Genomic DNA, 22,466 nt, shown 5'->3' on the forward strand with positions numbered 1-22,466 from the left:
CTGCCTGAAAGCGGCGCGCTCATCCTGAATGCCGACCGGCACCGGCATGCGCTGCGCCGTTGCGGCTCACGCGATCAATCTGTCGCGCCGTTCGCCCCGGCACTGGTCCGGGGCGGCGGCGATACGGGCATGCAGGTTGTGCCCAGGGCGATCGGCCCTACAGGCTGAAGCGCAGCGTCGCCCGGATGTCGCGCCCGGCGAGCGGCGCGAAGTCCTTCAGGAAGCTCGCATGGCGGCGCGCATCGACATCGAAGATGTTGTTGGCGCTGATGTTGAGCGTGGTCTTGTTGTCCGCGCCGAACGGGCTGAACGAGATCGAGGCGTTGACCATGGTATAGCCCTTGGTCGGGGTCTCGAAATTGGTCACGCGATTCTGGTCGAAGACGCGCTCGGCTTCGATCCGGCCGGTGAGGCGGTCGGATTGCGCCTCGAGCCCGCCCAGAATGCGCGGTGCGGGGATCCGCGGGATCGGACCCTGGTCGACGATATTGGCATGGACATAATCGCCCAGCAGGTCGGCATTGATCTTGTAGGTGCCGATCCGCGCCAGCACGACCGACCCCTGCGCTTCGACGCCGTAATAGCGTGCATCGGCCTGGCTGAACTGGAAGCAGGGGAATTCGACCTCGCGGCCGCTAGGCGCCGCGGCGGCTTCGCACACCGCCTGGTTGACTTGAGTCTCCGAGATATAGTTGGAGAATTTATTGTAATAGGCCGAGGCGTCGAAGCTGAAGCCTTCGCCATGTGCGTGCAGCGTGGCTTCCAGCCCCCAGCTCTTTTCGAGCCGGAAATCGGCGCTGCCCAGTTCATAGGCTTGCGTTCCGGCATGGCCGCCATTGGCGAACAATTCCTCCGCCGATGGCGCGCGTTCGGTGTGCGACAGGTTGAGGCCGATGCGGATCCCGTCGCTCAGGCCGTAGGACGCACCGATCGACCCCGACAGCGCCTCGAAATGGCGGCTGCCGCGGAAGAAGCGCAGATCGTCGACTGGCGTGCGCGACGCGACATCGGTCAGTTCATAGCGCAGGCCGCCTTCGGCCTTGAACGCGCCGAGATCGAGCTGCTGCAGCGTGAAGAAGCCGGTCTGGTTGGTTTCGTTCTTGGGCAGGAACGCTTCGTCGCCCTTCACGTTGAAGATGCGGTTGAAGAATTGCACGCCCGATGCGCCCTTCCAGCCGCCATGATCGGCCTGGATCACTTCAAGCCGGCCCTCCAGGCCCTTGTTGTAGAAAGCGGTGCCGACCGAACCATCCTGTTCCAGTTCGAAGTGGCGATAGCTTGCCTGGCCGGCGCGGATCTTGATCTTGTCGAGGAAACCACCGCCGGTATCGACTTCGCCACGCAGGTCGAAGCGGTTCTGCACGACCGACAAACGCGGCGCTTCCTGGCCTTCGCCGGGCAAGGTCGCATAGCGGATCGGCACGCCGTACAGGCTGTCATAATGGCTGTAGGAAATGCCGAGATTGCCCGTGTCGGTGATGATCGACGCGCCGACGCCGGCGGTCCAGGTCTCGCTCGCCGAATTGGGCAGCTTGCCCTTGATCGCGGCATTGCCGGCATAATCGATCGGTTCGGGATTCGCCGGGTCGACCGGCAACAGGCTGGTCGCCAGCGCTTCGCGGCGGCGTTCCGGCGTCAGGGCATAGCCGCCGATGCGCAAATCGTCGCTCTTCGAATAGGAGCCATCGGCATGGAGCACGAGGTGCTGGCCGACCGCGACGTCGCCCGCGCCGCCGATCGTGCGCTCATTGGCCGCCGAGCCATAGGTGGCGGTGCCGCTGAGCCGATAGCCTTTTTCCGGCACGCTGCGCGGGATGCGCGTGTCGATGACGTTGACCACGCCGCCGACCGCCGAGGAGCCGAACAGCAGGGCGGAGGGGCCGCGCAGCACTTCGATGCGCTCGGCGAGCAGCGGATCGATGATCACGGCGTGATCGACCGAGGTGTTGGACACGTCGATCGAGCCGATCCCGTCGGTCAGCACGCGGATACGTTCACCCTGAAAGCCGCGCAGGATCGGGCGCGATGCGCTGGGGCCGAACGAGGTTGCGGAAACGCCGGGCAGATGCGCGAGCGTTTCACCGATGGTCGGCTTCAGGCTGCGGGTCAGCTCCACGCCGGACAGAACCGACGTGCCCGACAGGACATCGGCTTCGCTCTGTTCGAACGGCGCGGTGATGATGATGTCGCGGCTGTCATCGTTCGCTGTCTTTGCGGGGGCGGCGGTGTCGGCGGGCCCTTCCTGGGCAAGCGCCGGTTGAGCGAAGGCAAAGGCGGCACTGGCAAGCAGGAGCGGACGAATCATGAGGACCCTTTCTTATTTGATGCGGCGCAATATATGAGATGATATTAAGTATCAATGCCGTTCGTCGTTGCGACGGCACGGCTCGACGCTGCGCGCATCGCCGCTCATTTTTTCGCAGATCAATGGAGGCCGGTCGACGTCCTCCCAACCGGCCCCCACCGCCGTCAGATCTTCTCGCTGATGCCGAAGAAGAAACCGCGCCGCTGGCCGAATTGCGGCGCGCCGACGCCAATGCCGGACCCGTCGCGGATCTCGTAGACATGATCCGCGACGTTGAAGATGTCGGCGCGAACCTCCAGGCCGGTGCCGGCGAAATGATGGCTCGCGGTCAGATTGAACACGGCATAGGGCGGCAGCTTGCCGCCATTGGGCACATCGCCATCCCTGCGCAGCCCCGACCCATAGATCATGCTCGTGCCCAATTTGGTGCCGTCGCTGAAGCGGTACGACGCGCCGCCCGACCCGGTATAGGTCTGGTCATGGTCGAGATAGATATAATGGTTCTGGATATAGGCGACATCGGCAGGGTCGAAGTTGAACTCTCCCGATGCGATCGTCTGGCCCTGCGCCTTGGCATAAGCGATATTGCCGTAGATCTGCCATGCGCCATGCGCGTAGCTGATATTGCCCTCCACCCCGTCGATCCGGCCATGGGCATAGTTGAACGGGGTGAGGATGATCGGCGCACCGAACTGTCCCTCATCGATCAGATTCTTCGAGCGGCGATGATAGGCATCGATGCCGATCGTCACATCGCCCAATTTCTGTTCGGCGCCGATATCGAGATAATCCTGCCGCTCGGCGAACGGCGTCGTCGATGTCAGGCCGTTCGGCGCTTCCGCGCTGGTGTTGACGAATTTGGCGACGCTGGTCGTCGCGACATTGGCGAACGGCGCGGGTGAGAAATAACGCGCATAACCGGCATGGAGCGTCAGCCCATGGATCGGGGTCAGCACCGCGTTGATCCGTGGCGAGAACTGCGATTCGGCGCGGAAGCCATTATAATGATCGAACCGGCCGCCAAAATTGACCGTCAGCGCCCGGGACAATTTCCATTCGTCCTGCAGATAGGCGCTGTACGTCCATTCGGTCGCCGCGCCATTATCGGCGATGCTGATCGGCTCGCCGCTCTGATGGAAATCGCCATTGTCATCGACCGTGCCGGGGAAAACCTGGCTTGTCGTCCGGCTGTTGCCACGATCGCGCGAGATGATCACCCCGCCGCGCAATGTGTGCGCATCGCCGGCGCGATAGACGCCCTCAAGCTGTCCGCCGACGCTGAAATCCTGCTTGAACGCGGCTTGCGCAATACCGTTGAACAGCAATTCGCCCAGCGTGTCCGGCGTGTAGCGCAAGCTCGAATAGCGCGCGAACAGCGATGCCTGCAGCGTCACCGGCCCGGCGTCGTGCAGGAAGCTGGCAATGCCGAACGCGGTGCGTTCACGCTGCCGCTCGTCGAGATTGTCGCTGAGGAAATCGGTCACGCCCCCGACGCTATAGGTGCCGTCGGGATGCAGTCCGCGCGGATTGGGGATCTGGAAGCTCTGGTCGGAATAGCCGCCGATGAACGACACGCGATTGCCTTCGTCCAGCGTGTGGTCGAGATAGACAAAGCCCTGATACTGGTTGGTCTTGTCGTGCAGCGCGGTTCGGTCGGGATCGACCGCCTCGATGCCCAGGTCGCTGTGGCGATAGCTGCCGGTGACGTAATAATTCGTCGCGCCGGTCGATCCGCCATATTCGATGCTTGGCTCGATCGTGCCGTGACTGCCGCCATAGAGCGACAGCTCGCCGCCATTGTTGAAGCCGCTCTTGGTCGTGATGTCGATGATCCCGGCGGTGCGCAGGCCATATTGCGCGGGCAGCGCGCCGGTCCGCAGATCGAAGCGATCGACCAGCCGTGGCGACAATGTCTGGCCGAACACCGCGACGCCTTCGGGCAGGATCGTCCCGTTGATGCGATATTGCAGGTTGTTGTGATCGTCGCGGACATGGAACTGGCCGAACCCGTCCTGCACCACGCCGGGCAGTTGCAGCAGGATCTGGTTCAATTGCTGATTGTCGCCGCCCGGCAACGCCTGAATCGTCTCATTGGTGATGGTGTAGGTGGTTGCGCCAAGGCTTGGCTGAATCGAGGCACGGGCGCGATCGAGGCGCGTGGTCACGACGATGTCGCGGCCATCATTGGCGATCTTGCCGGCTTTGGCCGGCGCGCCGGCTGCGGCGGGCGGATCAGCGGCGGGCGGCGCCTCCTGGGCGAGTGCGGGTTGAGCGAGAATAACGGCAACACTGGCAAGCAGGAGAGAACGGATCATGGCGAACCTTTCATATCGTATCCGCGCCATAAATGGTATGTTATAAGGTCACAATACTGCTTGCCGCAGCTGGGAACCGGACTGGCGCTGTTATGACGCCGGACCGGGACGGCAGCGCTCAAACCCCCCCAGGCCGGACGGCGGCGAGCCCGGACCCCGGCGGCACCCCATGGCCGCCCCCCGGGCTTGTTCCAGGGGTCACGGTGCCGCAAAGACGCGTCGCGCCCGCCCGTCCCGCCGGATGTCGATCGGTTCCTGGGCGCACGATATGGAGATTCACATGCCCCGCCTGCGCTCATTGCTGTTCGTTCCCGGCGATCGTCCCGACCGGATGGAGAAAGCGCTCGCACTCGGCGCCGATGTGCTGATCCTCGATCTGGAGGATTCGGTCAGCCCGGCGGCGAAGCCCGAAGCGCGTGCGGCGGTGGCGGCATTTCTGCGCCGGCCGCGCACCGCGACGCTTTATGTCCGGGTCAATCCACTCGATTCGGGGCTGATCGACGACGATCTGGCGGCTGTCCTGCCGGCTGGCCCTGACGGGCTGCTGCTGCCCAAGGCGGAAGGGGCGGCGTCGCTCGCCGCGCTCGATGCGCGGCTGTCGGGCGATATCGCGATCCTGCCGATCGCGACCGAGACGCCGGCGGCGATTTTTTCGCTGGGCAGCTATGGCGGCGTCACCTCCCGGCTCGCCGGGCTGACCTGGGGCGCGGAGGATCTGCCCGCCGCGATCGGGGCGGCAACCTCGCGTGAGGCCGATGGCAGCTATACCGCACCCTATCAACTCGCCCGCTCGCTCACCCTGTTCGGCGCGCATGCGGCGGGCGTGCTGGCGATCGAGACGGTCTATCCCGATTTCCGCGATCTCGATGGCCTGGCCGCCTATGCCGCGCGGGCACGGCGCGACGGCTTTACCGGCATGATGGCGATCCATCCGGCGCAGGTGCCGGTGATCAACGCCGCCTTCACGCCAAGCGCGGCGGAGATCGAGCATGCCCGCCAAGTCGTTGCCCTGTTCGACGCGAACCCGGGAGCGGGGGCGCTGGCGCTCGACGGCAAGATGGTCGACGCGCCGCACCTGAAATCGGCGAAGCGGCTACTCGCCGGGGTGTAACACCGAAACCCCGGCGCGCCTGAGCCTGGCCCAGGCGCCGATCGCCCACCAGCCGATCGCCCACAGCGTCCCGAATGCCCAGCCGCCAAGCACATCGCTTGGCCAGTGCACGCCAAGATAGACCCGGCTCATGCCGATCGCAGTGACCAGCACCACCGCGACGCTCAGGATATAGCGGCGCGATCCGCTCCCTGGCGCGATCTGCATGACCAGCGTCGCGATGGTCAGATAGATGATCGCGCTGTTGGCGGCATGGCCGCTCGGGAAACTGGCCGAGCTGACCTGGACGAGATGATCGGTCAGCTCGGGGCGCGGGCGACCGACCAGCGACTTGACGATGCCGACCGCGATCGAGCCGCTGATCGTGCCGCCCAGCACCAGCCACATCGTCAGCCACAGCCGCCGCACGGCCAGGAAGCCCGCAGTGATGATGACGATCAGCACCAGCACGGTCTCGCCGCCCAGCGCCGTCACATCGATGGCCGCCTGCTTCATCCAGAACGGGCCGACCGGCACGCCATGCGCCTCGCCATGCCGCGCGGCGAGCAGCAGCGCCGAATCGAACGCGAAACGATGGCCACGATCGACAAACAGGCCGATCAGCGTGACGATCAGCGCCGCCAGCGCGACCGCGCCGCCCGCGGCAAGCAACCAGCGTGGCTGCCGAACGCCGCCGGGCACCTGTCCAACGGCATCGGCGCCTTCGGCATGAAGCGGATCTTCAGCGATCATATGACTCGATCATGGCTGTTCTCGCGGTGATGGCTGGGCTGTCGGGATTCGACCCGGAGACCTACAGATTAAAGCCCGCTGGCCGGTATACATCGGTGGTACCCTCTTCCGGCTGCAGGACCAGAATGACGTTCTCCGGTTGCGACCAGTCGCGCGACATCACAAATGCCGCAAACTCGTTGACGTTCGCGAAATGATTAATGCCCGCGGCCATCGCCCGGAATTGCGGATGCTTTGAGCCGCCTGCCAGATCAGCGACATCGACAAGCTGAGCACCGTCGCAATGATCGGCCAGCCAGTCCTGTATTGGCTGCAACGGGTAATCCTCGCCAAACATCACGATCAACATTACTCCTGTGACGACCGACATGAGGCGTATCCATCAAAATGCCGAGCAAGCGGTCATGGTCCTCATGACTCGGCCGCTTTTCATCGTAACCATGTCAGCGAAAATGCGAAGTCGGAACGACAGACGTTCAACGAAGGCAGGCCTTTCAAAAACGCAAGGCTTTGCACGGTGTTCGGCGATGGTGGGCCCGTCGGGATTCGAACCCGAGACCTACAGATTAAAAGTCCGTTGCTCTACCAACTGAGCTACGGGCCCCCACACATGCCGGGCAAGTGACGCGCGTTAGGGGGGCGAGGCGCGCTGGTCAACCGCGCGCAGGCGGTAAGCGAGCTGCCGCACGCTCAGCCCGGTGATCGGATCGCGCCAGCCGGGTGCGATCCGGGTCAGCGGATCGAGCACGAAGCGACGCGCGCGAAAGCCGATATGCGGGACGGTCAGGCCGGCCCCGCCCCAGCTGCCGCCCGACCACAGGATGATGTCGAGGTCGATCACCCGTGCGCCCCAGCGCTGCCCGCGCCGTCGCCCGAATTCGCGCTCGATCGCTTTCAATCGCGCGAGCAAGGCGGGCGGATCGTCGCGGGTTTCGATCAGCACGGCCGTATTGGCGAAACGCCGGATCGACGGGCCGATCGGCGCGCTGGCGATGATCGGCGCCACCGCCACCACGTTCGGCAGGAGGCGGATCGCGGCGATTACCTCGGCTTCGGGGCGGCCATGGCGGCCCGGGCGGTTCGACCCGATGGAAATGGCATAAGTTGAGATCGGCACGGCAACCTGCGTATCGCTTTTCGATGAACTTCGCACCCAGCCCGATTCCGCACACCGAAGCGCCGCATGATTGCCCGCGCTGCCCACGTCTCGTTGCCTTTCGCGACGATCTTCGCATCGAACATCCCGATTGGTGGAATGCGCCGGTCAATGCGTTCGGCGATCCCGATGGCTGGCTCGCGATCGTCGGGCTCGCGCCGGGCAAGCACGGCGCCAACCGCACCGGGCGGCCCTTTACCGGCGATCGGTCGGGGCCGCTGCTGTTCGACACGCTGGCGAAGTTCGGGCTGGCCAGCGGCACTTATGAGGGCACGCCGGAGGACTCGCTCCGGCTCGACGGCGCGATCATCATCAACGCGGTCAAATGCCTGCCGCCACAGAACAAGCCGACACCCGAGGAAATCCGCGCCTGCCGTCCATTCCTCGCCGGCCAGGCGGCGGCATTGCCCAGGGCACGCGTGTACATCGCGCTCGGCCAGATCGCGCACCAGTCGGCGGTGAAGATTCTCGGCGGCAAATTGCCCAAATGCCGCTTCGCGCATCTCGCGGAACACCGCGTGCCCGACGGGCGCATCCTGATCGATAGCTATCACTGCTCGCGCTACAATCAGAATACCGGACGGCTGACCGCCGAGATGTTCGAGGCGGTGTTCGCGCGGGCGCTGGAGTTGCGGCCGGCATGAGGAAAATCCTTTTCGTGTGCAGCCAGAACCGGCTGCGCAGCCCGACCGCGGAACAGATTTTCGCATCGCGGCCCGACATGGAGGTCGAGTCGGCCGGCACCAATCACGACGCCGACAACCCGCTCACCGCCGAACTGGTCGAATGGGCGGATATGATCTTCGTGATGGAGAAGGTGCATCGTACCAAACTACAGAAGCGCTTTCGTTCGGCGCTGAAGACGACGCGGATCATCAGCCTCGATATTCCGGACGATTATGACTTCATGCAACCGGAACTGATCCGCCTGCTCGAGGCGAAGATGGCGCGCTATCTTCCTGTGTCTCCCGTCGCCGGCCAATAAATCCTGCCGGTGCGCGCCGCCGATCTGTCCAACCTTCGCGCCAACGGCATTCGGCGGCATCCCGGTTCGATTCAGATCTCTTTCAACGGGCGTCATGACGGGTTTCCGGCGCGGGTGTCGCGCGTCGGTTAAAGCCTGTCCGACGGACCAGTTGAATCAGCAGAACCGGAAAACACGCAGCCATGACGACCGCCCCCAATTTCCCGATATTCCCGCAGCACACCCCAAAAATTCCCGTGCGGATCCATCAAAATTCCCGCAGCTTTTCCCGCAGATTCCCGCAGAACGCTCGAAAAGGCATTTTCCCGCAGCGATTCCCGTCACTGCGGGAATTTGCAACGCTGGCGCAGCGCACCAACAGGCTGCGGTTTCGAACCGACATGATCCCGCCGATTCAACCCCGCGTCTCGAACCGCTAGCGCGGTTTCGAGCTGAGTTGATCCACTCACCTTTCCGTTCGCTCTGAGCTTGTCGAAGGGCCGTTCTTCTTCGGCTGCCTGTGCTGCAAGAAAGAACGGGGCTTCGAGAAGCTCAGCCCGAACGGCGAGGGGTGATTCCACGCAAGCCAATGTTGCTCAGCAGGCCTCGATATGGCGGCCCGCCCCGCTCTTTCTCACTGTTGGTAAGCCTGCACTGGCTGTTCCGGCCGTTTGGCTGGCCGTTATTCGATAACAGTCAGCCAATCCGACACGAAACGCCGCGTCGCCGGAACCGCTCGGTTGATGCTTAGAAGCTGTTCCACCACCGACGCGCCGTGAGGGCGATGGCGGCTGCGATGACGAACGTGATCAGCGCTGCGACGCTATGGGTCGGGGAAGGCGCCACCAACGCGCTGGCGAGAGCAGCCAGCGCCATAACGACCGACAGCAAAAGAGCGGCGTATATCAGCCGCCCAATCTGTCGATCCCGCTCAGACATCCTGCACCAGCCGCCCGTAAAGCTCGGGTCGCCGGTCGCGGAAGAAGCCGAAAGCGGCGCGGTGGCGCTTGACCCGGTCGAGGTCGATCGTCGCGGTGATCACGCCGGTCTCCTCCCGGCCCAGCTCGGCCAGGATGTCGCCGCGCTCGTCGGCGATGAAGCTGGTGCCGTAGAAAGTTTGCCCATGTTCCACGCCGATCCGGTTGGCGGCGACGATCGGCACTACGTTCGACACGGCATGGCCGACCATCGCGCGACGCCACAGCCGCGCGGTGTCGAGCGAGGTGTCGTGCGGCTCGCTGCCGATCGCGGTCGGGTAGAACAGGATCTCCGCACCCATCAGCATCATCGCGCGCGCGGTTTCGGGATACCATTGATCCCAGCAGATCCCGACGCCGAGCGTGGCGGAGGGCCCCGGCCAGACCTTGAAGCCGGTATTGCCGGGACGGAAATAGAATTTCTCCTCATATCCCGGCCCGTCGGGGATATGGCTCTTGCGATACACGCCCATGACCGCACCGTCGGGGCCGATCATCGCCAGGCTGTTGTAATGATGCGGCCCGTCCGCCTCGAAGAAGCTGGTCGGGATATAGACCTGCAATTCGGCGGCGAGTTTCTGCATCGCCAGCACCGCCTTGTGCTCGGCGGTCGGCTTCGCCTTGGCGAACAGCCCCTCATCCTCGACGCGGCAGAAATATTCGCCTTCGAACAATTCGGGCGGCAGGATCACTTGCGCGCCCTTGCCCGCGGCTTCGCGCACGAGGTCGGAGACATGGGCGATGTTCGCGTCCATATCGTTGGTGAAGGCAGTCTGGAGCGCGGCGACGGTGATTTCGGTCATGGAGCGTACTTAGCGGTTCAGCGTTCGGTTTCAAATCGAGGGACGAAGATATGGATCGGTTTTTCGAAGCGGTCGCGCAGAGAGTGGCGAGCTGGGCGGGGCGTCCGCCCGCGTTCATGCTGGCGTTCCTGATCGTCGTCGTGTGGGGCATTACCGGGCCGGTGTTCCACTATTCCGACACCTGGCAGCTGGTGATCAACACCGGCACCACGATCGTCACCTTCCTGATGGTGTTCCTGATCCAGAATGCCCAGAATCGCGATGCCAGCGCGATCCAGGCCAAGCTCGACGAACTGATTCGCGCCAATATCGAAGCGCGCACCGACTTTATCGGCATCGAGCATCTGACCGAAAAGGAACTGGAGAAGATCAAGGCGATGCTCGAACGCGAATGCGGCGATAACGAGACGCATCACGAATCGATCGAGCGCATGCTGGCGCGGCTATGACCGTCGGCAGCTGCCATTGCGGGACGGTGTGCTTCACCGTGCCGGCGCCGCCGGTCGAGGTGACTGAATGCCATTGCTCGATCTGTACGAAGCTCGGCTCGCTATGCTGCTATTATCCGCCCGACCAGTTCGCCATCACGCAGGGCGAAGCGGAGCTGTCGATCTATCAATGGGGCGACCGGCTGCTCGATTTCCGCTTCTGCTCGCACTGCAGCGCGATGATCGGCTGGCGCATCCATCCGGGACTGGAAGAGGAATGCTATCCCGGCGGCGTCGGGGCGAAAGTCGGCGTCAATGCGCGGCTGATCGACGGCATCGACGCGCGGGCCTTGCCGCGCCGGGTGATCGGTAGCCCCCAGGGCTGATCGGGCGGGCTGATCAGACGGGTCTATCGGGTGGGCTGATCAGCCCGGGATCTGCTGGCTGATGCAGTGGAAGCTGCCGCCGCCGGTCAGGATATGGTCGGCATGCAGGCCGACCGTCTCGCGGTCCGGGAACAGCGCACCGATCGCCACCACCGCCGCCGCGTCGTTCGGCGCGCCATATTGCGGCACGACCACCGTCGCATTGCCGATATAGAAATTCATATAGCTCGCCGGTACGATCTCCTCGTCGCGCAGCACGCGGCCGGGCGAGGGGATCGGCACGATCTCGACCTCATGCCGCGCCGCGGCGCGCGCGGCGTGCTGATAGACCAGCCAGTTGGGGTCATTGTCCGCCGCCACCGGGATGGCGAGCTTGCCCGGCGCGACGAAGCGCGCGAGATTGTCGACATGGCCATCGGTATGGTCGTGCATCAGCCCGTCGCCGAGCCAGATCACTTCCGAAAAGCCCAGATCCTCGCGCAGCCGCGCTTCGATCTCGGTCCGCGACAGGCCGGGATTGCGGTTATGGTTGAGCAGGCATTGCTCGGTCGTGACGACCAGGCCGGTGCCGTCGCTGTCGATCGCGCCGCCCTCCAGGATCCAGTCGCATCGCTCGGTGCGGATATTGCGCCGCGCGGCGAGCCGGGAACCGATATCATCGTCGCCGGGCAAGTCGTATTTGCCGCCCCAGCCATTAAAGCCGAAGTCGCGCCCGCTATGATCGCTGAGGATGATCGCCGCGGTATCGCGCAGCCAGATATCGCCGAACGGTTCGACCACGACGTCGGCCACGTCCTTCGCCATCGCCCGAGCAGCTATGGCCGCCTCTTCATCGGCCGCCACCAGGATGACGCGCTCGCCCCGGCCCTCGGCATGGACGGCGCGCGCAAAGGCGGTGACCTCCGCGCGCGCCGGTTCGAGATCGTCGAGCCAGAGTTCGGGATGGCTGGGAAAGCCGATCCACACTGCCTTGTGACGAGCCCATTCGGCGGGCTGGGTAATGCGTTTCGGCATCGGCTATCCCTTAGTTCGTGGCCGCGCGGCTCTTGTCACGAATGCTGCGGAATTCGGCACTGGGATACCAGTTGGGCCAGCGATCGCTCTGCGCCAGCTCACGCCCGAGGCCGTAATAGATTCGCAGGTCGGACAGCGCGCCATTCCAGTCCCATTTGGCGTCATATTCATCCTGCGGCTTGTGATAGCGGTTGATGATATAATCCTCGGTCGCGGCCTTGCCTGCCGCCGTTCCGCCGACGACCAGATCTTCGCCGCTTTCGCCATACAGCATCGGCACGCCGAGCTTGGCGAAGCTGAAATGGTCGGAGCGGTAATAGGAGCCGCGCTCGGGATTGGCTTCGAGCGTGATGACCCGGCCTTCGGCGGCGACCATCGGCTTGACCAGATCCTCGAGCTCCGACTTGCCCGCGCCGACCAGCACGAAGTCCTTCGCCTTGCCGATCACGTTGAGCCCGTCCATGTTCACGCCGCCGACCGTCTTGGCGAGCGGGAAGATCGGGTTCTCGGCATAGAATTTGGAGCCGAGCAGGCCCGATTCCTCGCCGGTCACGGCAAGGAACACCTGGCTGCGCTTGGCCGGTCCCGCCTTCACCGCGGCTTCGGCCAGGGCAACAAGGCCCGCGGAGCCGGAGGCATTGTCGACCGCGCCATTGCAGATGTCGTCGCCCTTGACCGCGTCGCAATGGCCGAGGTGATCCCAATGCGCCGAATAAAGCACGACCTCATCGGGCTTGCTGGTGCCGGGCAGGATGCCGACGACATTCTTCGATGCCTGGCGGCGGATCGTGTTGCTCCACGACACCGACGCCTTCACGCCGAGCGGGACGGCCTTGAAGCCCTTGGTCGCCGCTGCCCTGGACAAAGTGGCGAGATCCTGGCCCGCGCTGGCGAACAGCGCTTCGGCGACCGGCTTCTGGATCCAGCCGATCGCGTCGCTCTGGTCCATATGGTTGCCGGGCGTGTCCTGTTCGAGCTGCGGCCCGGTCCAGGACGATTGCACCACGCCCCAGCCATAAGCGGCGGGTTCGGTGTCATGAACGATGATCGCGGCGGCGGCGCCCTGCCGCGCGGCTTCCTCGAACTTGTAGGTCCAGCGGCCATAATAGGTCATTGCCCGGCCGCCGAAATCGCCGTCGAGCGTCATCGTCCGCCAGTCGGGATCGTTGACCAGGATGATCACGGTCTTCCCCTTCACATCGATCCCGGCATAATCGTTCCAGCCGCGTTCGGGCGCGTTGATGCCGTACCCGACAAAGACCACGTCGCTGTCCTTGATCGCGACCTTGGGCGTGACGCGATAGGTGCCGATGACCAGGTCGGTGCGATAGGCGGCCGAAACCGGGGTCTTGCCACCGGTGAAGGTCATCGGCGTCACATTGTTGGCGGTAATCTCGACCAGCGGCACGTCCTGGTACCAGCTGCCCTTGTTGGCGGGTTTGAGGCCGGCCTTTTTGAAGCGTTCGACGATATAGGCGGTCGTCTTGTCCTCGGCCGGGGTGGTGGGCTTGCGGCCCTCAAAGGCATCCGACGACAGGGTTTGCGTCACGTCCTTCAGCGTCTGGAGCGAAATGTCGGGCTTGTTCTCTGCCCAGGCGGGGGCGGCGACGGCAAGAAGCAGGGCGGCTGTGGCAACACGCATGGGCGAGGGCTCCGATCGGTGAGGCGACCGTTTGGCAGTCGCAAACGCCCCGCGCAAGACTTCACCCCGCATTCGCGTTGACCGCCCGGTGGGCGTCATTAGGGTAAGCGGATCAATCGGGGGGTTATCAGTATGAAGAGATCAGCGGCGGTCCTGGCGGCGGCATTTTCCTGTGTCCTGGTGTCGGGGCCGGCCTTGGCGGCCGATGATGTCGCGGCGCGTTTCGGCGCGCGCGAGGCGATCCAGCAGATCAGCCTGTCGCCCGATGGAACACGGGTCGCGTTCATCGCGCCGGTGGGGCGAGGCAGCGTGCTGATGATCGGGGATCTCGTCAAAGGGGGCGACCCGAAGCGGCTCATCGCGGCGTCCGGGAAGGACGACAAGTTGAGCGACTGTCATTGGTCGACCAACGCCGCCCTGATCTGCAAGATTTACATGTATGAGGCTGGTCCCAGCGGCGACCGGCTCACTTTCTCGCGCCTCGTTACGGTCGACAGCAACAGCGGTGCCGTCAAGCTGCTGAGCGTCGATGGCAGCTCGCGGGCTCTCGACATCATGCAGAATGGCGGCGAGATCATCGACTGGGTCCCGGACGGCGCCGAGGGTACGGCCTTGCTGACGCGCCAATATGTCCCGGAAAGGACCATTGGCACCAATATCGCCAGCACCCGCGACGGGCTTGGCGTCGAACAGGTCAATATTGCCACCCTGTCGCGCAAGGGGGTCGAGCCGCCCCGGGCCGACGCGGTGGAATATATCACCGACGGCCTGGGCAAGGTTCGCATCATGGGAATGCGGCCGAGGACAGCAAGCGGCTATGACGGCAAGACGATCAAATATTTCTATCGCGTGCCGGACAAAAAGGATTGGGAACCGCTCGGTAACCTGGTGATCGACGCCGGCACGACGACGGGGTTCAACCCCTGGGCAGTCGATCGCAAATTGAACGTGGCCTATGGCTTCGACAATCATCAGGGGCGTACCGCGCTCTTCAGTGTCGCGCTCGACGCGACGTTGAAGCGCGATCTGGTGGCGGCGCGTGATGATGTCGATGGATTGGTGCGAATTGGCCGCCAGAACCGCGTTGTTGGCGTAAGCTATGTGACCGATCGGCGGCAAACCGAGTTCTTCGATCCTGCCCTGCGCAAGCTTGGTGTGGCTTTGGCCAAGGCGTTGCCGGGACAGCCGCTGATCAGTTTCGTTGACGCCAATAGCGATGAGAGCAAGCTTTTGCTGTTCGCGGGCGGCGATACGAACCCCGGCGCCTATTATGTCTATGACAAAGTGACCCGGGGTCTTGCAGAGGTGATGCCGGTGCGGCCGCTGCTTGCCCAGACCGCGCTCGCAAGCGTCAAGGCGATCACGTTCGCTGCGGCGGATGGGACGCAAATTCCCGCCTATCTGACACTTCCGCCGGGGAGTGATGGCAAGAATCTGCCGTCGATCGTCATGCCGCATGGCGGGCCGGGCGCGAGAGACGAATGGGGTTTCGACTGGCTTGCGCAGTATTTCGCGGCTCGTGGCTTTGCCGTGCTCCAGCCGAATTTCCGCGGCTCGGCTGGTTATGGCGAGGCGTGGTTCAACAAAAACGGCTTCCAGTCATGGCGTACCGCGGTTGGTGACGTGAACGATGGCGGGCGCTGGCTGACGAGCCAGGGGATTGCCGCGCCGGGCAAGCTGGCGATCGTCGGCTGGTCCTATGGCGGCTATGCCGCGCTGCAATCGTCAGTGCTCGATGCGGCGTTGTTCAAGGCAATCGTCGCGATCGCGCCGGTGACCGATCTGGAGACGCTGCGCGCCGAGTCACAGGGCTTCACCAATTTCACGATGGTCGATGCCTTTATCGGCCACGGCGCCCATGTCGTACAGGGGTCACCAGCGCGCAACGCGAGCCGGATCAAGGCGCCTGTGTTGATGTTCCACGGCGACCAGGACCGCAATGTCGGTATCGGGCAGTCGCGACTGATGGCGAGACAGATGAAGGAAGCGGGCGGGCAGGCCGAACTGGTCGAGTTCAAGGGGCTCGATCATCAACTCGATGACGGTGAGGCACGCGCGATGATGCTCGACAAGGCCAACACCTTCCTGCGGCAATCGCTTGGCCTGTGAACGAAAAAGGGCGGCCCCGACAGGACCGCCCTTCTTTGAATTCGTCGGAATGAAACGTTAGCGCGAGTAGAACTCGACCACCAGATTCGGTTCCATCTTCACCGGATAGGGCACTTCGTCGAGCGTCGGCACGCGGGTGAAGGTCACCTTCGCATTGCCGTCGGGTGCGACGTAATCGGGGATTTCGCGCTCGGCGAGACCCTGTGCTTCCATCACCAGCGCCATTTCCTGCGCCTTCGATCCAAGCGTGATTTCCATGCCCGGGAAGCAGCGGCGCGACGCGATGTTGCACTTCACGCCGTTGACGCGGATGTGGCCATGCGAAACGAGCTGGCGCGCGGCGAACACGGTCGGTGCGAACTTGGCGCGATAGACGATCATGTCGAGACGCTGTTCGAGCAGGCCGATCAGGTTCTGGCCGGTATCGCCCTTCATCCGCGCTGCTTCATGATAGCAGGCACGGAACTGCTTTTCGGTCACGTCGCCATAATAGCCCTTGAGCTTCTGCTTGGCGCGCAGCTGGATGCCGAAATCGGAAACCTTGCCCTTGCGGCGCTGGCCGTGCTGGCCGGGACCATATTCGCGCTTGTTGACGGGCGACTTGGGACGGCCCCAGATATTCTCGCCCATCCGGCGATCGAGCTTGTACTTTGCGCTTGAACGCTTCGACATGTGTAATTCCTTGCAAGTGCCAACAACAAGACCGGCGTCGCTGTGAAGCTAGGCTGATCGATACCCGGTCATCGCTCCGTCGAACCCTGGGGTTCGATCGGGGCCACCGCTTCACCGGGGTGCGGGGCCTTTTGCGAAGGCGGGCGGTTAGCGGGGGTATGTCGCCGAGTCAAGTTTAGGGGGATTCAGGTTTGAGCGGAGTCGCGCTGGACAGTCGTCCGCGGGCTCGCCAAGAGCGTGCGCATGAACGATACCATTCTTGCCGGTGCCGACTGCACGACGATGATCGAGGTGCGCCATGGCGTCGATCAGGTCGACCGCGAACTGATCGCCCTGCTCGCGCGCCGCTTCGCCTATATGGACGCGGCAGCGCGCATCAAGCCGGATCGCAACGCAGTGCGAGACGAAGCGCGCAAGTCGCAGGTCATCGCCAATGCCCGGGCTGCCGCCGAGGCGGCGGGGTTGCCGGTTGCGGCAATCGGCCAGCTTTGGGATCAGCTCGTCGAAGCGTCGATCGCGTATGAGATGGTGGCGTTCGACCGGCGTTGAGAAGCGCCGGTCGACCGCCCCGATCGCGGATCAGTTATCGCGCAGCGTGTTGATGCCGCCATTGGTCGACCGGCTCTGCTCGTGCCATTCCGCCGCCGTCTTGCAGATCTTCTTGGAGATGCGCGTCTCCGAACGGGGGTCATTGCGGCAGATTTTACGCTCGCTTTCGACCTTTGCGGGCGCCGGCTGGCTGGCGGTCGTGGCAGGCTGTTCAGCCGTTGCCGTCTGAGCCATGGCAGGCGAAGCAAGGACAAATGCCGAGGCGATAAGCAGTTTCATCAAGCTCTCCACTACAGAATCGGACAGCGCCATAATGCCAATGGCTCGCTGGCGGAAGGACATATCTACATCTTTGCAGGGATGTCGGTTTTGCGGCAACCGGATGTCAGGATTGACGCGGCGGCTTCGCCTTCTTCGCGCCGGCCAAAGCGCTCAGCACGCCGCGAAAGGTTCTGACCTCCTGGCTCGACCAGCCGGGCTTGGTCAGCAGCGTGCGCAGCGTCCGCTTCGTCACCGGGGTGCGATCGGGTGGATAGAAGAAATGCGCCGCCTCAAGCATCGCATCGAGCTGCAGGATCATTCCTTCCAGTTCTTCATGCGGAGCCGGGTCGGGCAGTTCGGTTTCCGGGGGCGATGCAAGCACCGTTCCCTTCGACCATTCATAGGCGACCAGAATTACCGCCTGGGCGAGGTTGAGCGATCCGAATTCGGCATTGATCGGCACGGTGATGATCGTGCGTGCCAGCGCGACATCGTCGGTTTCCAGTCCCGATCGCTCCGGTCCGAACAGGATCGCCGAGCGTACCGGCGCGGCATGGATATCTGTGGCGGCGCGTTCGGGTGTGACGACGGGCTTGGTCACGCCGCGCTTGCGTACCGTGGTGGCATAGACCTGGGCGCAATCCGCCACCGCGTCGGCGACGCTGTCGAACACACGAGCCTGTTCGAGCACGATATCGGCGCCGCTCGCGGCCGGGCCGGCGGACGGATTGGGCCAGCCGTCGCGCGGCGCGACCAGGCGCATCTCGGTCAGCCCGAAATTGAGCATCGCGCGCGCCGCCTTGCCGATATTCTCGCCCAGTTGCGGGCGGACCAGGACGATGACCGGGGGTGGGGCCAGCTTGGCGTTCACCCCTTGCCCACCTCGCTCACATTGCCGGCGAATTCCTCGAAATCGCGCGCTTCGCGGAAATCCTTATAGACGCTGGCGAAGCGGATATAGGCGACCGAATCCAGGCCTTTCAGCCCTTCCATCACCATCTCGCCGATGCGCTGCGAATGGACTTCATTCTCGCCCTGCGTTTCCAACTGCCGCTGGATGCCGGACACCAGCTTCTCGATCCGTACCGCATCGATCGGCCGCTTGCGCGCCGCGATCGACACCGAGCGCAGCAGCTTTTCACGGTCGAACGGTTCGCGCTTGTCCTCGCTTTTCAACACATAGAGTTCGCGCAACTGGATGCGTTCGAAGGTGGTGAAGCGCGCCGCGCAACCCTCGCATTGCCGCCGGCGGCGGATCGCCGCACCATCTTCGGTCGGACGGCTGTCCTTTACCTGGCTGTCTTCATGTCCGCAAAAGGGGCAACGCAAAAAATCAGTCCTTTGTCAGTTTCTGGAACGCGGCGACGCCGGCACCGACCACCGCCCCGGCCAGCGGGCCGATCAACGGCACCGGCAATGCCACCACCGCCCCGATCGCCGCGCCCTTGGCCATGCTTGATCCCAGCGTATCGGGCCGGGCATGGCGCGCGCGCGCATCGGCGGCAAAGGCACGTGCGGCACGGATATCGTCATCGATCGCGCCGTCCGACACATGCGCCGGGTCCGGCCTGGCCGGCGACGCGCCTTCCACGACGGTCACGCCGCATTGTGCGCAGAACCGCGCGGTCCTGGCGATGGTCGTGTTGCACGCCCGGCACTTCATCAGCTCACATGCCCTCGGGATAGATTGGGAAGCGCGCGCACAAGGCAAGGACGCGCTCGCGGACATTGGCCTCGACCTGTGCATCGCCGGCTTCACCATTCTTGCGCAGGCCGTCGAGCACATCAGCGACCATATTGCCGATCTCACGGAATTCGGCCGGGCCGAAGCCGCGCGTGGTGCCGGCGGGCGATCCGACGCGGATGCCGCTGGTCTTGGTCGGCGGCAGCGGATCGTTGGGGATGCCGTTCTTGTTGCAGGTGATGCCGGCGCGCTCGAGCGCTTCATCGGCATCCTTGCCGGTCACGCCGAGCGGCGACAGGTCGATCAGCGCGAGATGCGTGTCGGTCCCGCCCGAGACGACTTCCGCGCCGCGTTCCTTGAGGGTCGCGGCGAGGATCTTGGCATTCTCGACGATTGCCGCGGCATAGAGTTTGAAATCGGGCTGCAGCGCTTCGCCGAACGCCACCGCCTTGGCGGCGATGACATGCATCAGCGGACCGCCCTGCAGGCCGGGGAACACCGCCGAGTTGATCTTCTTGGCGATCGCCTCGTCATTGGTGAACACCGCGCCGCCCCGCGGACCGCGCAGCGTCTTGTGCGTGGTGGTGGTGACGACATGGGCGTGCGGCAGTGGCGAGGGATGGACGCCGCCGGCGACCAGCCCGGCGAAATGCGCCATATCGACCATGAAGATCGCACCGACTTCATCGGCGATCGTCCGGAAGGTCGCAAAGTCGATCTCGCGCGGATAAGCCGACCCGCCGGCGATGATCAGCTTGGGCTTATGCTCTTGCGCCAGCGCGCGGACCTGGTCGAAATCGATCAGATGCGTGACCGGATCGACGCCATAGGCCACCGCGTTGAACCATTTGCCCGACATCGCCGCCTTGGCACCGTGCGTCAGGTGGCCGCCGGCATCGAGGCTGAGGCCCATGATCGTCTCGCCCGGCTTGACCAGCGCAAGCATCACCGCGCCATTGGCCTGCGCGCCCGAATGCGGCTGGACATTGGCGAAGGCGCAGCCGAACAGCTGCTTGGCGCGCTCGATCGCCAGCGTCTCGACTTCGTCCGACGGGTGGCAGCCCTGATAATAGCGCTTGCCGGGATAGCCCTCGGCATATTTGTTGGTGAAGACCGACCCCTGCGCCTGCAGCACTGCCTTGGAGACGATATTCTCCGATGCGATCAGCTCGATCTGCGTCTGTTCGCGCGTCAGTTCATGCTCGATTCCCGCGAACACGGCCGGGTCGGCCTCGGCCAGGCCGCGGGTGAAGAAGCCATCGGGCTGAACATCGCTCAGGGTGCGCGGATTGGTGCTCATGCTGTGTGCTCCTCGGATGGGGATGGGGACGGAAATGGGGAATGGCCGAGTTTTGCGACCCGGTCGGTGTGGCGGCCACCGGCAAAGCCCGTGGTCAGGAAAGCGGTGATGCAGGCCTTGGCCATGTCCTCGCCGGTCAGGCGCGCGCCGAGCGCAACGACATTGGCGTCATTATGTTCGCGGGCGAGCGCCGCCGATAGCGGTTCGCCGACCAGCGCGCAGCGCACCGCCGGATTGCGGTTGACCGCGATCGAGATGCCGATGCCCGAGCCGCACAAAGCGACACCGCGTTCCGCGTTGCCGGCGGCGACCGCTTCGGTGAGCTTGTAACCGAAATCGGGATAATCGACCCGCGCGTCGCTGTCCGGGCCGAGGTCGATCACCTCATGCCCTTCATCGCGCAGCCAGGCGGCCAGCACGACTTTCAGCGCGAACGCGGCATGATCGGAAGCGATGGCAATGCGCATGAACGGTGCGCGCTCCTCTAGCGGGTGAAGCGGATGCGGCGGCTCTTACGCAATGCGTTCGCGGAACGCCACACCGGAAAACTCCTTGCGGCCGACATAAGCATTCGAGCGGACGTGGCGGCCATTGCGGTGGTCGGGTTTGGACCCTAGGCATGTCGTCTGTGACGGATTCACCATCAGCCATACGCGAGTCCGGGCCGGCGGCATCGTCCGTGGCGGATGCTGCGCGCGCGCAACTTGTCGAGATATTGGTGCGCACCGGCGATGAGGATCGCGCGGCGTTTCGCGACCTCTATTCGCTGACATCGGCGAAACTATTTGGCGTATGCCTCCGTATCTGCGGCGAACGGCAAGCAGCGGAAGATGTTTTGCACGACGTGTATCTCACCATTTGGAAACGGGCGGGTGCCTATGAACCGAGCCGTGCGAGTCCGATAACCTGGCTGTCGACGATCGCGCGCAATCGCGCGATCGATTGGCGCCGCGCCCAGACCATCCGGCGCTCTACCCCGATCGAGGATGCGCCGCCGATCGCCGATGCCGCGCCGCTGGCGAGCGACACGGTGGTCGCCGATCAGGAAGCGCACCGGCTGCATCATTGCCTCGACAGGCTCGAGGCGCGCCAGCGCGGCGCGATCCGTACCGCCTTTTTCGACGGGGTAACCTATGCCGACCTTGCCGAGCGGGAGAATGTGCCGCTCGGCACGATGAAGAGCTGGGTGCGACGCGGTCTGATGAAGCTCAAGGAGTGCCTCGAAAAGTGAGCGAGGACGCGATCCCGACCGGCAAAGATCCCGACGCCGCCGCCGCCGAACTGGCGCTGGGCCTGCTCGAGGGCGAGGAGCGCGTGATCGCTTTGCGTCGCGTGCTCGCCGAGCCCGGCTTCGCGCAGGACGTCGAGCGCTGGCGCGTGCATCTCGGGCAATTGTTCGACATCTGGCCGGAGGTCGCCGCGCCGCCGGGCATGATGGACCGCATTGACCTGGCGCTGGATGGTCCCGCTGCGCCGCCGCCGGTCACGCTGACGCGCACCGGCCGGTTGTGGCCGGGGATCGCGGCGGCATCGAGCCTGATCGCGGCGAGCCTGTTGCTGGTTGTGCTGATCCGGCCCATGCCGCCGGTGCCAGCCGCGATTCCGCCCAAGAAACAGCCGGTTGCCACGGCGCCCGCGCGCATGCTGGTCGCTTCGATCGACCCAAGCGCCGCGGGCAAGCCGGTGACCGTGGTGTATGATCCGGCGTCGGGCAGTCTGCGCCTGACCGAATCCACGCTTGCCGACGCCAATCGCAGTGCCGAACTGTGGGTGATCGCGGGGGATGGCGTGCCGCATTCGCTTGGATTGTTGCATATCAGCGGCGGCACGACCTTCACCGTCACCGGCGACAATCGCGCGCGGCTGTCGGCGGGCGCGACGCTCGCCGTGTCGCTCGAACCGGTTGGCGGCTCGCCGACTGGCCTGCCGACCGGACCGGTGGTCGCGACGGGCGCCCTGTCTCAGGTCTAACTGTCTCAGGTCTAACTGTCTCAGGTTTACCGTCCCGGATTTAACTGCGGCCGACTGCATCCGCAGGCCCGGGATCGCCGTATCTCC

The 22,466-nt window shown here is 64.3% G+C and carries 26 protein-coding genes and 1 tRNA gene; 10 read left to right on the plus strand and 17 right to left on the minus strand.

Features of this window, described 5'->3' with window-relative positions:
* Positions 1-157: 157 nt before the first annotated feature.
* Together OO12_RS18005 and OO12_RS18010 are read right to left on the minus strand one after the other, a co-directional pair.
* Positions 158-2,305 carry a TonB-dependent receptor gene (locus OO12_RS18005; protein ID WP_200887504.1) on the minus strand — a complete coding sequence of 716 codons (2,148 nt, stop codon included), beginning with the start codon at positions 2,303-2,305 and terminating at the stop codon, positions 158-160.
* Positions 2,306-2,469: 164 nt separating this feature from the next.
* Positions 2,470-4,620: a TonB-dependent receptor gene (locus OO12_RS18010; protein WP_034160168.1), complete on the minus strand. Its 2,151-nt coding sequence runs from the start codon at positions 4,618-4,620 to the stop codon at positions 2,470-2,472.
* Between the two features lie 280 nt (positions 4,621-4,900).
* Here OO12_RS18010 and OO12_RS18015 point away from each other — a divergent pair, with 280 nt between their 5' ends.
* On the plus strand, positions 4,901-5,731 hold the full coding sequence (locus tag OO12_RS18015; protein ID WP_034160169.1) for an HpcH/HpaI aldolase/citrate lyase family protein: 831 nt from the start codon (positions 4,901-4,903) through the stop codon (positions 5,729-5,731).
* Here OO12_RS18015 and OO12_RS18020 read toward each other — a convergent pair.
* From OO12_RS18020 to folK, 4 genes are all read right to left on the minus strand, one after another.
* Positions 5,714-6,463, minus strand: coding sequence for a phosphatase PAP2 family protein (locus OO12_RS18020; RefSeq protein ID WP_082006623.1), 750 nt, complete (start codon positions 6,461-6,463; stop codon positions 5,714-5,716). The genes OO12_RS18015 and OO12_RS18020 overlap by 18 nt on opposite strands.
* Positions 6,464-6,524: 61 nt before the next feature.
* The gene (locus OO12_RS18025; protein WP_152616509.1) at positions 6,525-6,833 is read right to left on the minus strand and encodes a hypothetical protein; all 309 of its coding nucleotides are present in this window, start codon (positions 6,831-6,833) and stop codon (positions 6,525-6,527) included.
* A 158-nt stretch (positions 6,834-6,991) separates the two neighbouring features.
* Positions 6,992-7,067 (minus strand) — tRNA-Lys (locus OO12_RS18030).
* Positions 7,068-7,094: 27 nt separating this feature from the next.
* The gene (folK, locus tag OO12_RS18035; protein WP_034160171.1) at positions 7,095-7,580 is read right to left on the minus strand and encodes a 2-amino-4-hydroxy-6-hydroxymethyldihydropteridine diphosphokinase; all 486 of its coding nucleotides are present in this window, start codon (positions 7,578-7,580) and stop codon (positions 7,095-7,097) included.
* Between the two features lie 23 nt (positions 7,581-7,603).
* On the opposite strand from folK, the gene OO12_RS18040 reads away from it, so the two are divergent.
* The 3 genes from OO12_RS18040 to OO12_RS28155 all read left to right on the plus strand — a co-directional run bounded on the left by OO12_RS18040 (position 7,604) and on the right by OO12_RS28155 (position 9,023).
* Positions 7,604-8,263: a uracil-DNA glycosylase gene (locus OO12_RS18040; RefSeq protein ID WP_034160113.1), complete on the plus strand. Its 660-nt coding sequence runs from the start codon at positions 7,604-7,606 to the stop codon at positions 8,261-8,263.
* Entirely contained in the window at positions 8,260-8,604 is a 345-nt protein-coding gene (locus OO12_RS18045; RefSeq protein WP_034160114.1) for a low molecular weight protein tyrosine phosphatase family protein, read from the plus strand. Before OO12_RS18040 ends, OO12_RS18045 begins: the two co-directional genes overlap by 4 nt.
* A 182-nt stretch (positions 8,605-8,786) precedes the next feature.
* Positions 8,787-9,023 carry a hypothetical protein gene (locus OO12_RS28155; protein WP_152616510.1) on the plus strand — a complete coding sequence of 79 codons (237 nt, stop codon included), beginning with the start codon at positions 8,787-8,789 and terminating at the stop codon, positions 9,021-9,023.
* A 307-nt stretch (positions 9,024-9,330) separates the two neighbouring features.
* Here the strand turns inward: OO12_RS28155 and OO12_RS28670 are convergent, their stop codons facing one another.
* The gene (locus tag OO12_RS28670; protein WP_160296841.1) at positions 9,331-9,474 is read right to left on the minus strand and encodes a hypothetical protein; all 144 of its coding nucleotides are present in this window, start codon (positions 9,472-9,474) and stop codon (positions 9,331-9,333) included.
* Between the two features lie 40 nt (positions 9,475-9,514).
* Positions 9,515-10,363, minus strand: a complete 849-nt coding sequence (gene aguB, locus OO12_RS18055; protein ID WP_034160116.1) for an N-carbamoylputrescine amidase — start codon at positions 10,361-10,363, stop codon at positions 9,515-9,517.
* A gap of 50 nt (positions 10,364-10,413) precedes the next feature.
* Here aguB and OO12_RS18060 point away from each other — a divergent pair, with 50 nt between their 5' ends.
* Both OO12_RS18060 and OO12_RS18065 read left to right on the plus strand, forming a co-directional pair.
* Complete coding sequence (locus tag OO12_RS18060) at positions 10,414-10,812, plus strand: low affinity iron permease family protein (protein ID WP_034160117.1); 399 nt, start codon at positions 10,414-10,416, stop codon at positions 10,810-10,812.
* Positions 10,809-11,177, plus strand: coding sequence for a GFA family protein (locus OO12_RS18065; protein WP_034160118.1), 369 nt, complete (start codon positions 10,809-10,811; stop codon positions 11,175-11,177). The genes OO12_RS18060 and OO12_RS18065 overlap by 4 nt, the downstream gene beginning before the upstream one ends.
* 39 nt (positions 11,178-11,216) lie before the next feature.
* Here the strand turns inward: OO12_RS18065 and OO12_RS18070 are convergent, their stop codons facing one another.
* Positions 11,217-12,191, minus strand: coding sequence for an agmatine deiminase family protein (locus OO12_RS18070; RefSeq protein WP_034160119.1), 975 nt, complete (start codon positions 12,189-12,191; stop codon positions 11,217-11,219).
* A 10-nt stretch (positions 12,192-12,201) separates the two neighbouring features.
* Positions 12,202-13,833, minus strand: coding sequence for a M28 family metallopeptidase (locus tag OO12_RS18075; protein WP_034160120.1), 1,632 nt, complete (start codon positions 13,831-13,833; stop codon positions 12,202-12,204).
* 132 nt (positions 13,834-13,965) lie between these two features.
* Here OO12_RS18075 and OO12_RS18080 point away from each other — a divergent pair, with 132 nt between their 5' ends.
* The gene (locus OO12_RS18080) at positions 13,966-15,942 is read left to right on the plus strand and encodes an alpha/beta hydrolase family protein (protein ID WP_052216017.1); all 1,977 of its coding nucleotides are present in this window, start codon (positions 13,966-13,968) and stop codon (positions 15,940-15,942) included.
* A 57-nt stretch (positions 15,943-15,999) separates the two neighbouring features.
* Here OO12_RS18080 and rpsD read toward each other — a convergent pair whose 3' ends face one another.
* Entirely contained in the window at positions 16,000-16,614 is a 615-nt protein-coding gene (gene rpsD / locus OO12_RS18085; RefSeq protein WP_034160122.1) for a 30S ribosomal protein S4, read from the minus strand.
* A gap of 243 nt (positions 16,615-16,857) precedes the next feature.
* Between rpsD and OO12_RS18090 the strand changes: the two genes are divergently transcribed.
* A complete protein-coding gene (locus tag OO12_RS18090) occupies positions 16,858-17,163 on the plus strand; it encodes a chorismate mutase (protein WP_034160123.1) in 306 nt (101 codons plus the stop codon).
* Positions 17,164-17,193: 30 nt separating this feature from the next.
* Here OO12_RS18090 and OO12_RS18095 read toward each other — a convergent pair whose 3' ends face one another.
* From OO12_RS18095 to rpiB, 6 genes are read right to left on the minus strand one after another with little or no spacing between them, the layout of a single operon-like run.
* Positions 17,194-17,505 carry a hypothetical protein gene (locus OO12_RS18095; protein WP_152616511.1) on the minus strand — a complete coding sequence of 104 codons (312 nt, stop codon included), beginning with the start codon at positions 17,503-17,505 and terminating at the stop codon, positions 17,194-17,196.
* 43 nt (positions 17,506-17,548) lie between these two features.
* Entirely contained in the window at positions 17,549-18,295 is a 747-nt protein-coding gene (locus OO12_RS18100; protein WP_200887505.1) for an RNA methyltransferase, read from the minus strand.
* A complete protein-coding gene (nrdR, locus tag OO12_RS18105; RefSeq protein ID WP_034160125.1) occupies positions 18,292-18,753 on the minus strand; it encodes a transcriptional regulator NrdR in 462 nt (153 codons plus the stop codon). The genes OO12_RS18100 and nrdR overlap by 4 nt, the downstream gene beginning before the upstream one ends.
* A gap of 4 nt (positions 18,754-18,757) precedes the next feature.
* Positions 18,758-19,087: a hypothetical protein gene (locus OO12_RS18110; protein ID WP_034160126.1), complete on the minus strand. Its 330-nt coding sequence runs from the start codon at positions 19,085-19,087 to the stop codon at positions 18,758-18,760.
* 4 nt (positions 19,088-19,091) lie between these two features.
* Positions 19,092-20,408, minus strand: a complete 1,317-nt coding sequence (gene glyA, locus OO12_RS18115) for a serine hydroxymethyltransferase (RefSeq protein ID WP_034160127.1) — start codon at positions 20,406-20,408, stop codon at positions 19,092-19,094.
* On the minus strand, positions 20,405-20,875 hold the full coding sequence (gene rpiB / locus OO12_RS18120) for a ribose 5-phosphate isomerase B (RefSeq protein WP_034160128.1): 471 nt from the start codon (positions 20,873-20,875) through the stop codon (positions 20,405-20,407). Before rpiB ends, glyA begins: the two co-directional genes overlap by 4 nt.
* Positions 20,876-21,027: 152 nt before the next feature.
* On the opposite strand from rpiB, the gene OO12_RS18125 reads away from it, so the two are divergent.
* Positions 21,028-21,639, plus strand: coding sequence for a sigma-70 family RNA polymerase sigma factor (locus tag OO12_RS18125; RefSeq protein ID WP_082006624.1), 612 nt, complete (start codon positions 21,028-21,030; stop codon positions 21,637-21,639).
* Positions 21,636-22,379 carry an anti-sigma factor gene (locus tag OO12_RS18130; RefSeq protein WP_034160129.1) on the plus strand — a complete coding sequence of 248 codons (744 nt, stop codon included), beginning with the start codon at positions 21,636-21,638 and terminating at the stop codon, positions 22,377-22,379. The genes OO12_RS18125 and OO12_RS18130 overlap by 4 nt, the downstream gene beginning before the upstream one ends.
* Positions 22,380-22,466 lie beyond the last annotated feature (87 nt).

Source organism: Sphingomonas sp. ERG5 (genome assembly GCF_000803065.1).
Taxonomy (GTDB): domain Bacteria; phylum Pseudomonadota; class Alphaproteobacteria; order Sphingomonadales; family Sphingomonadaceae; genus Sphingomonas.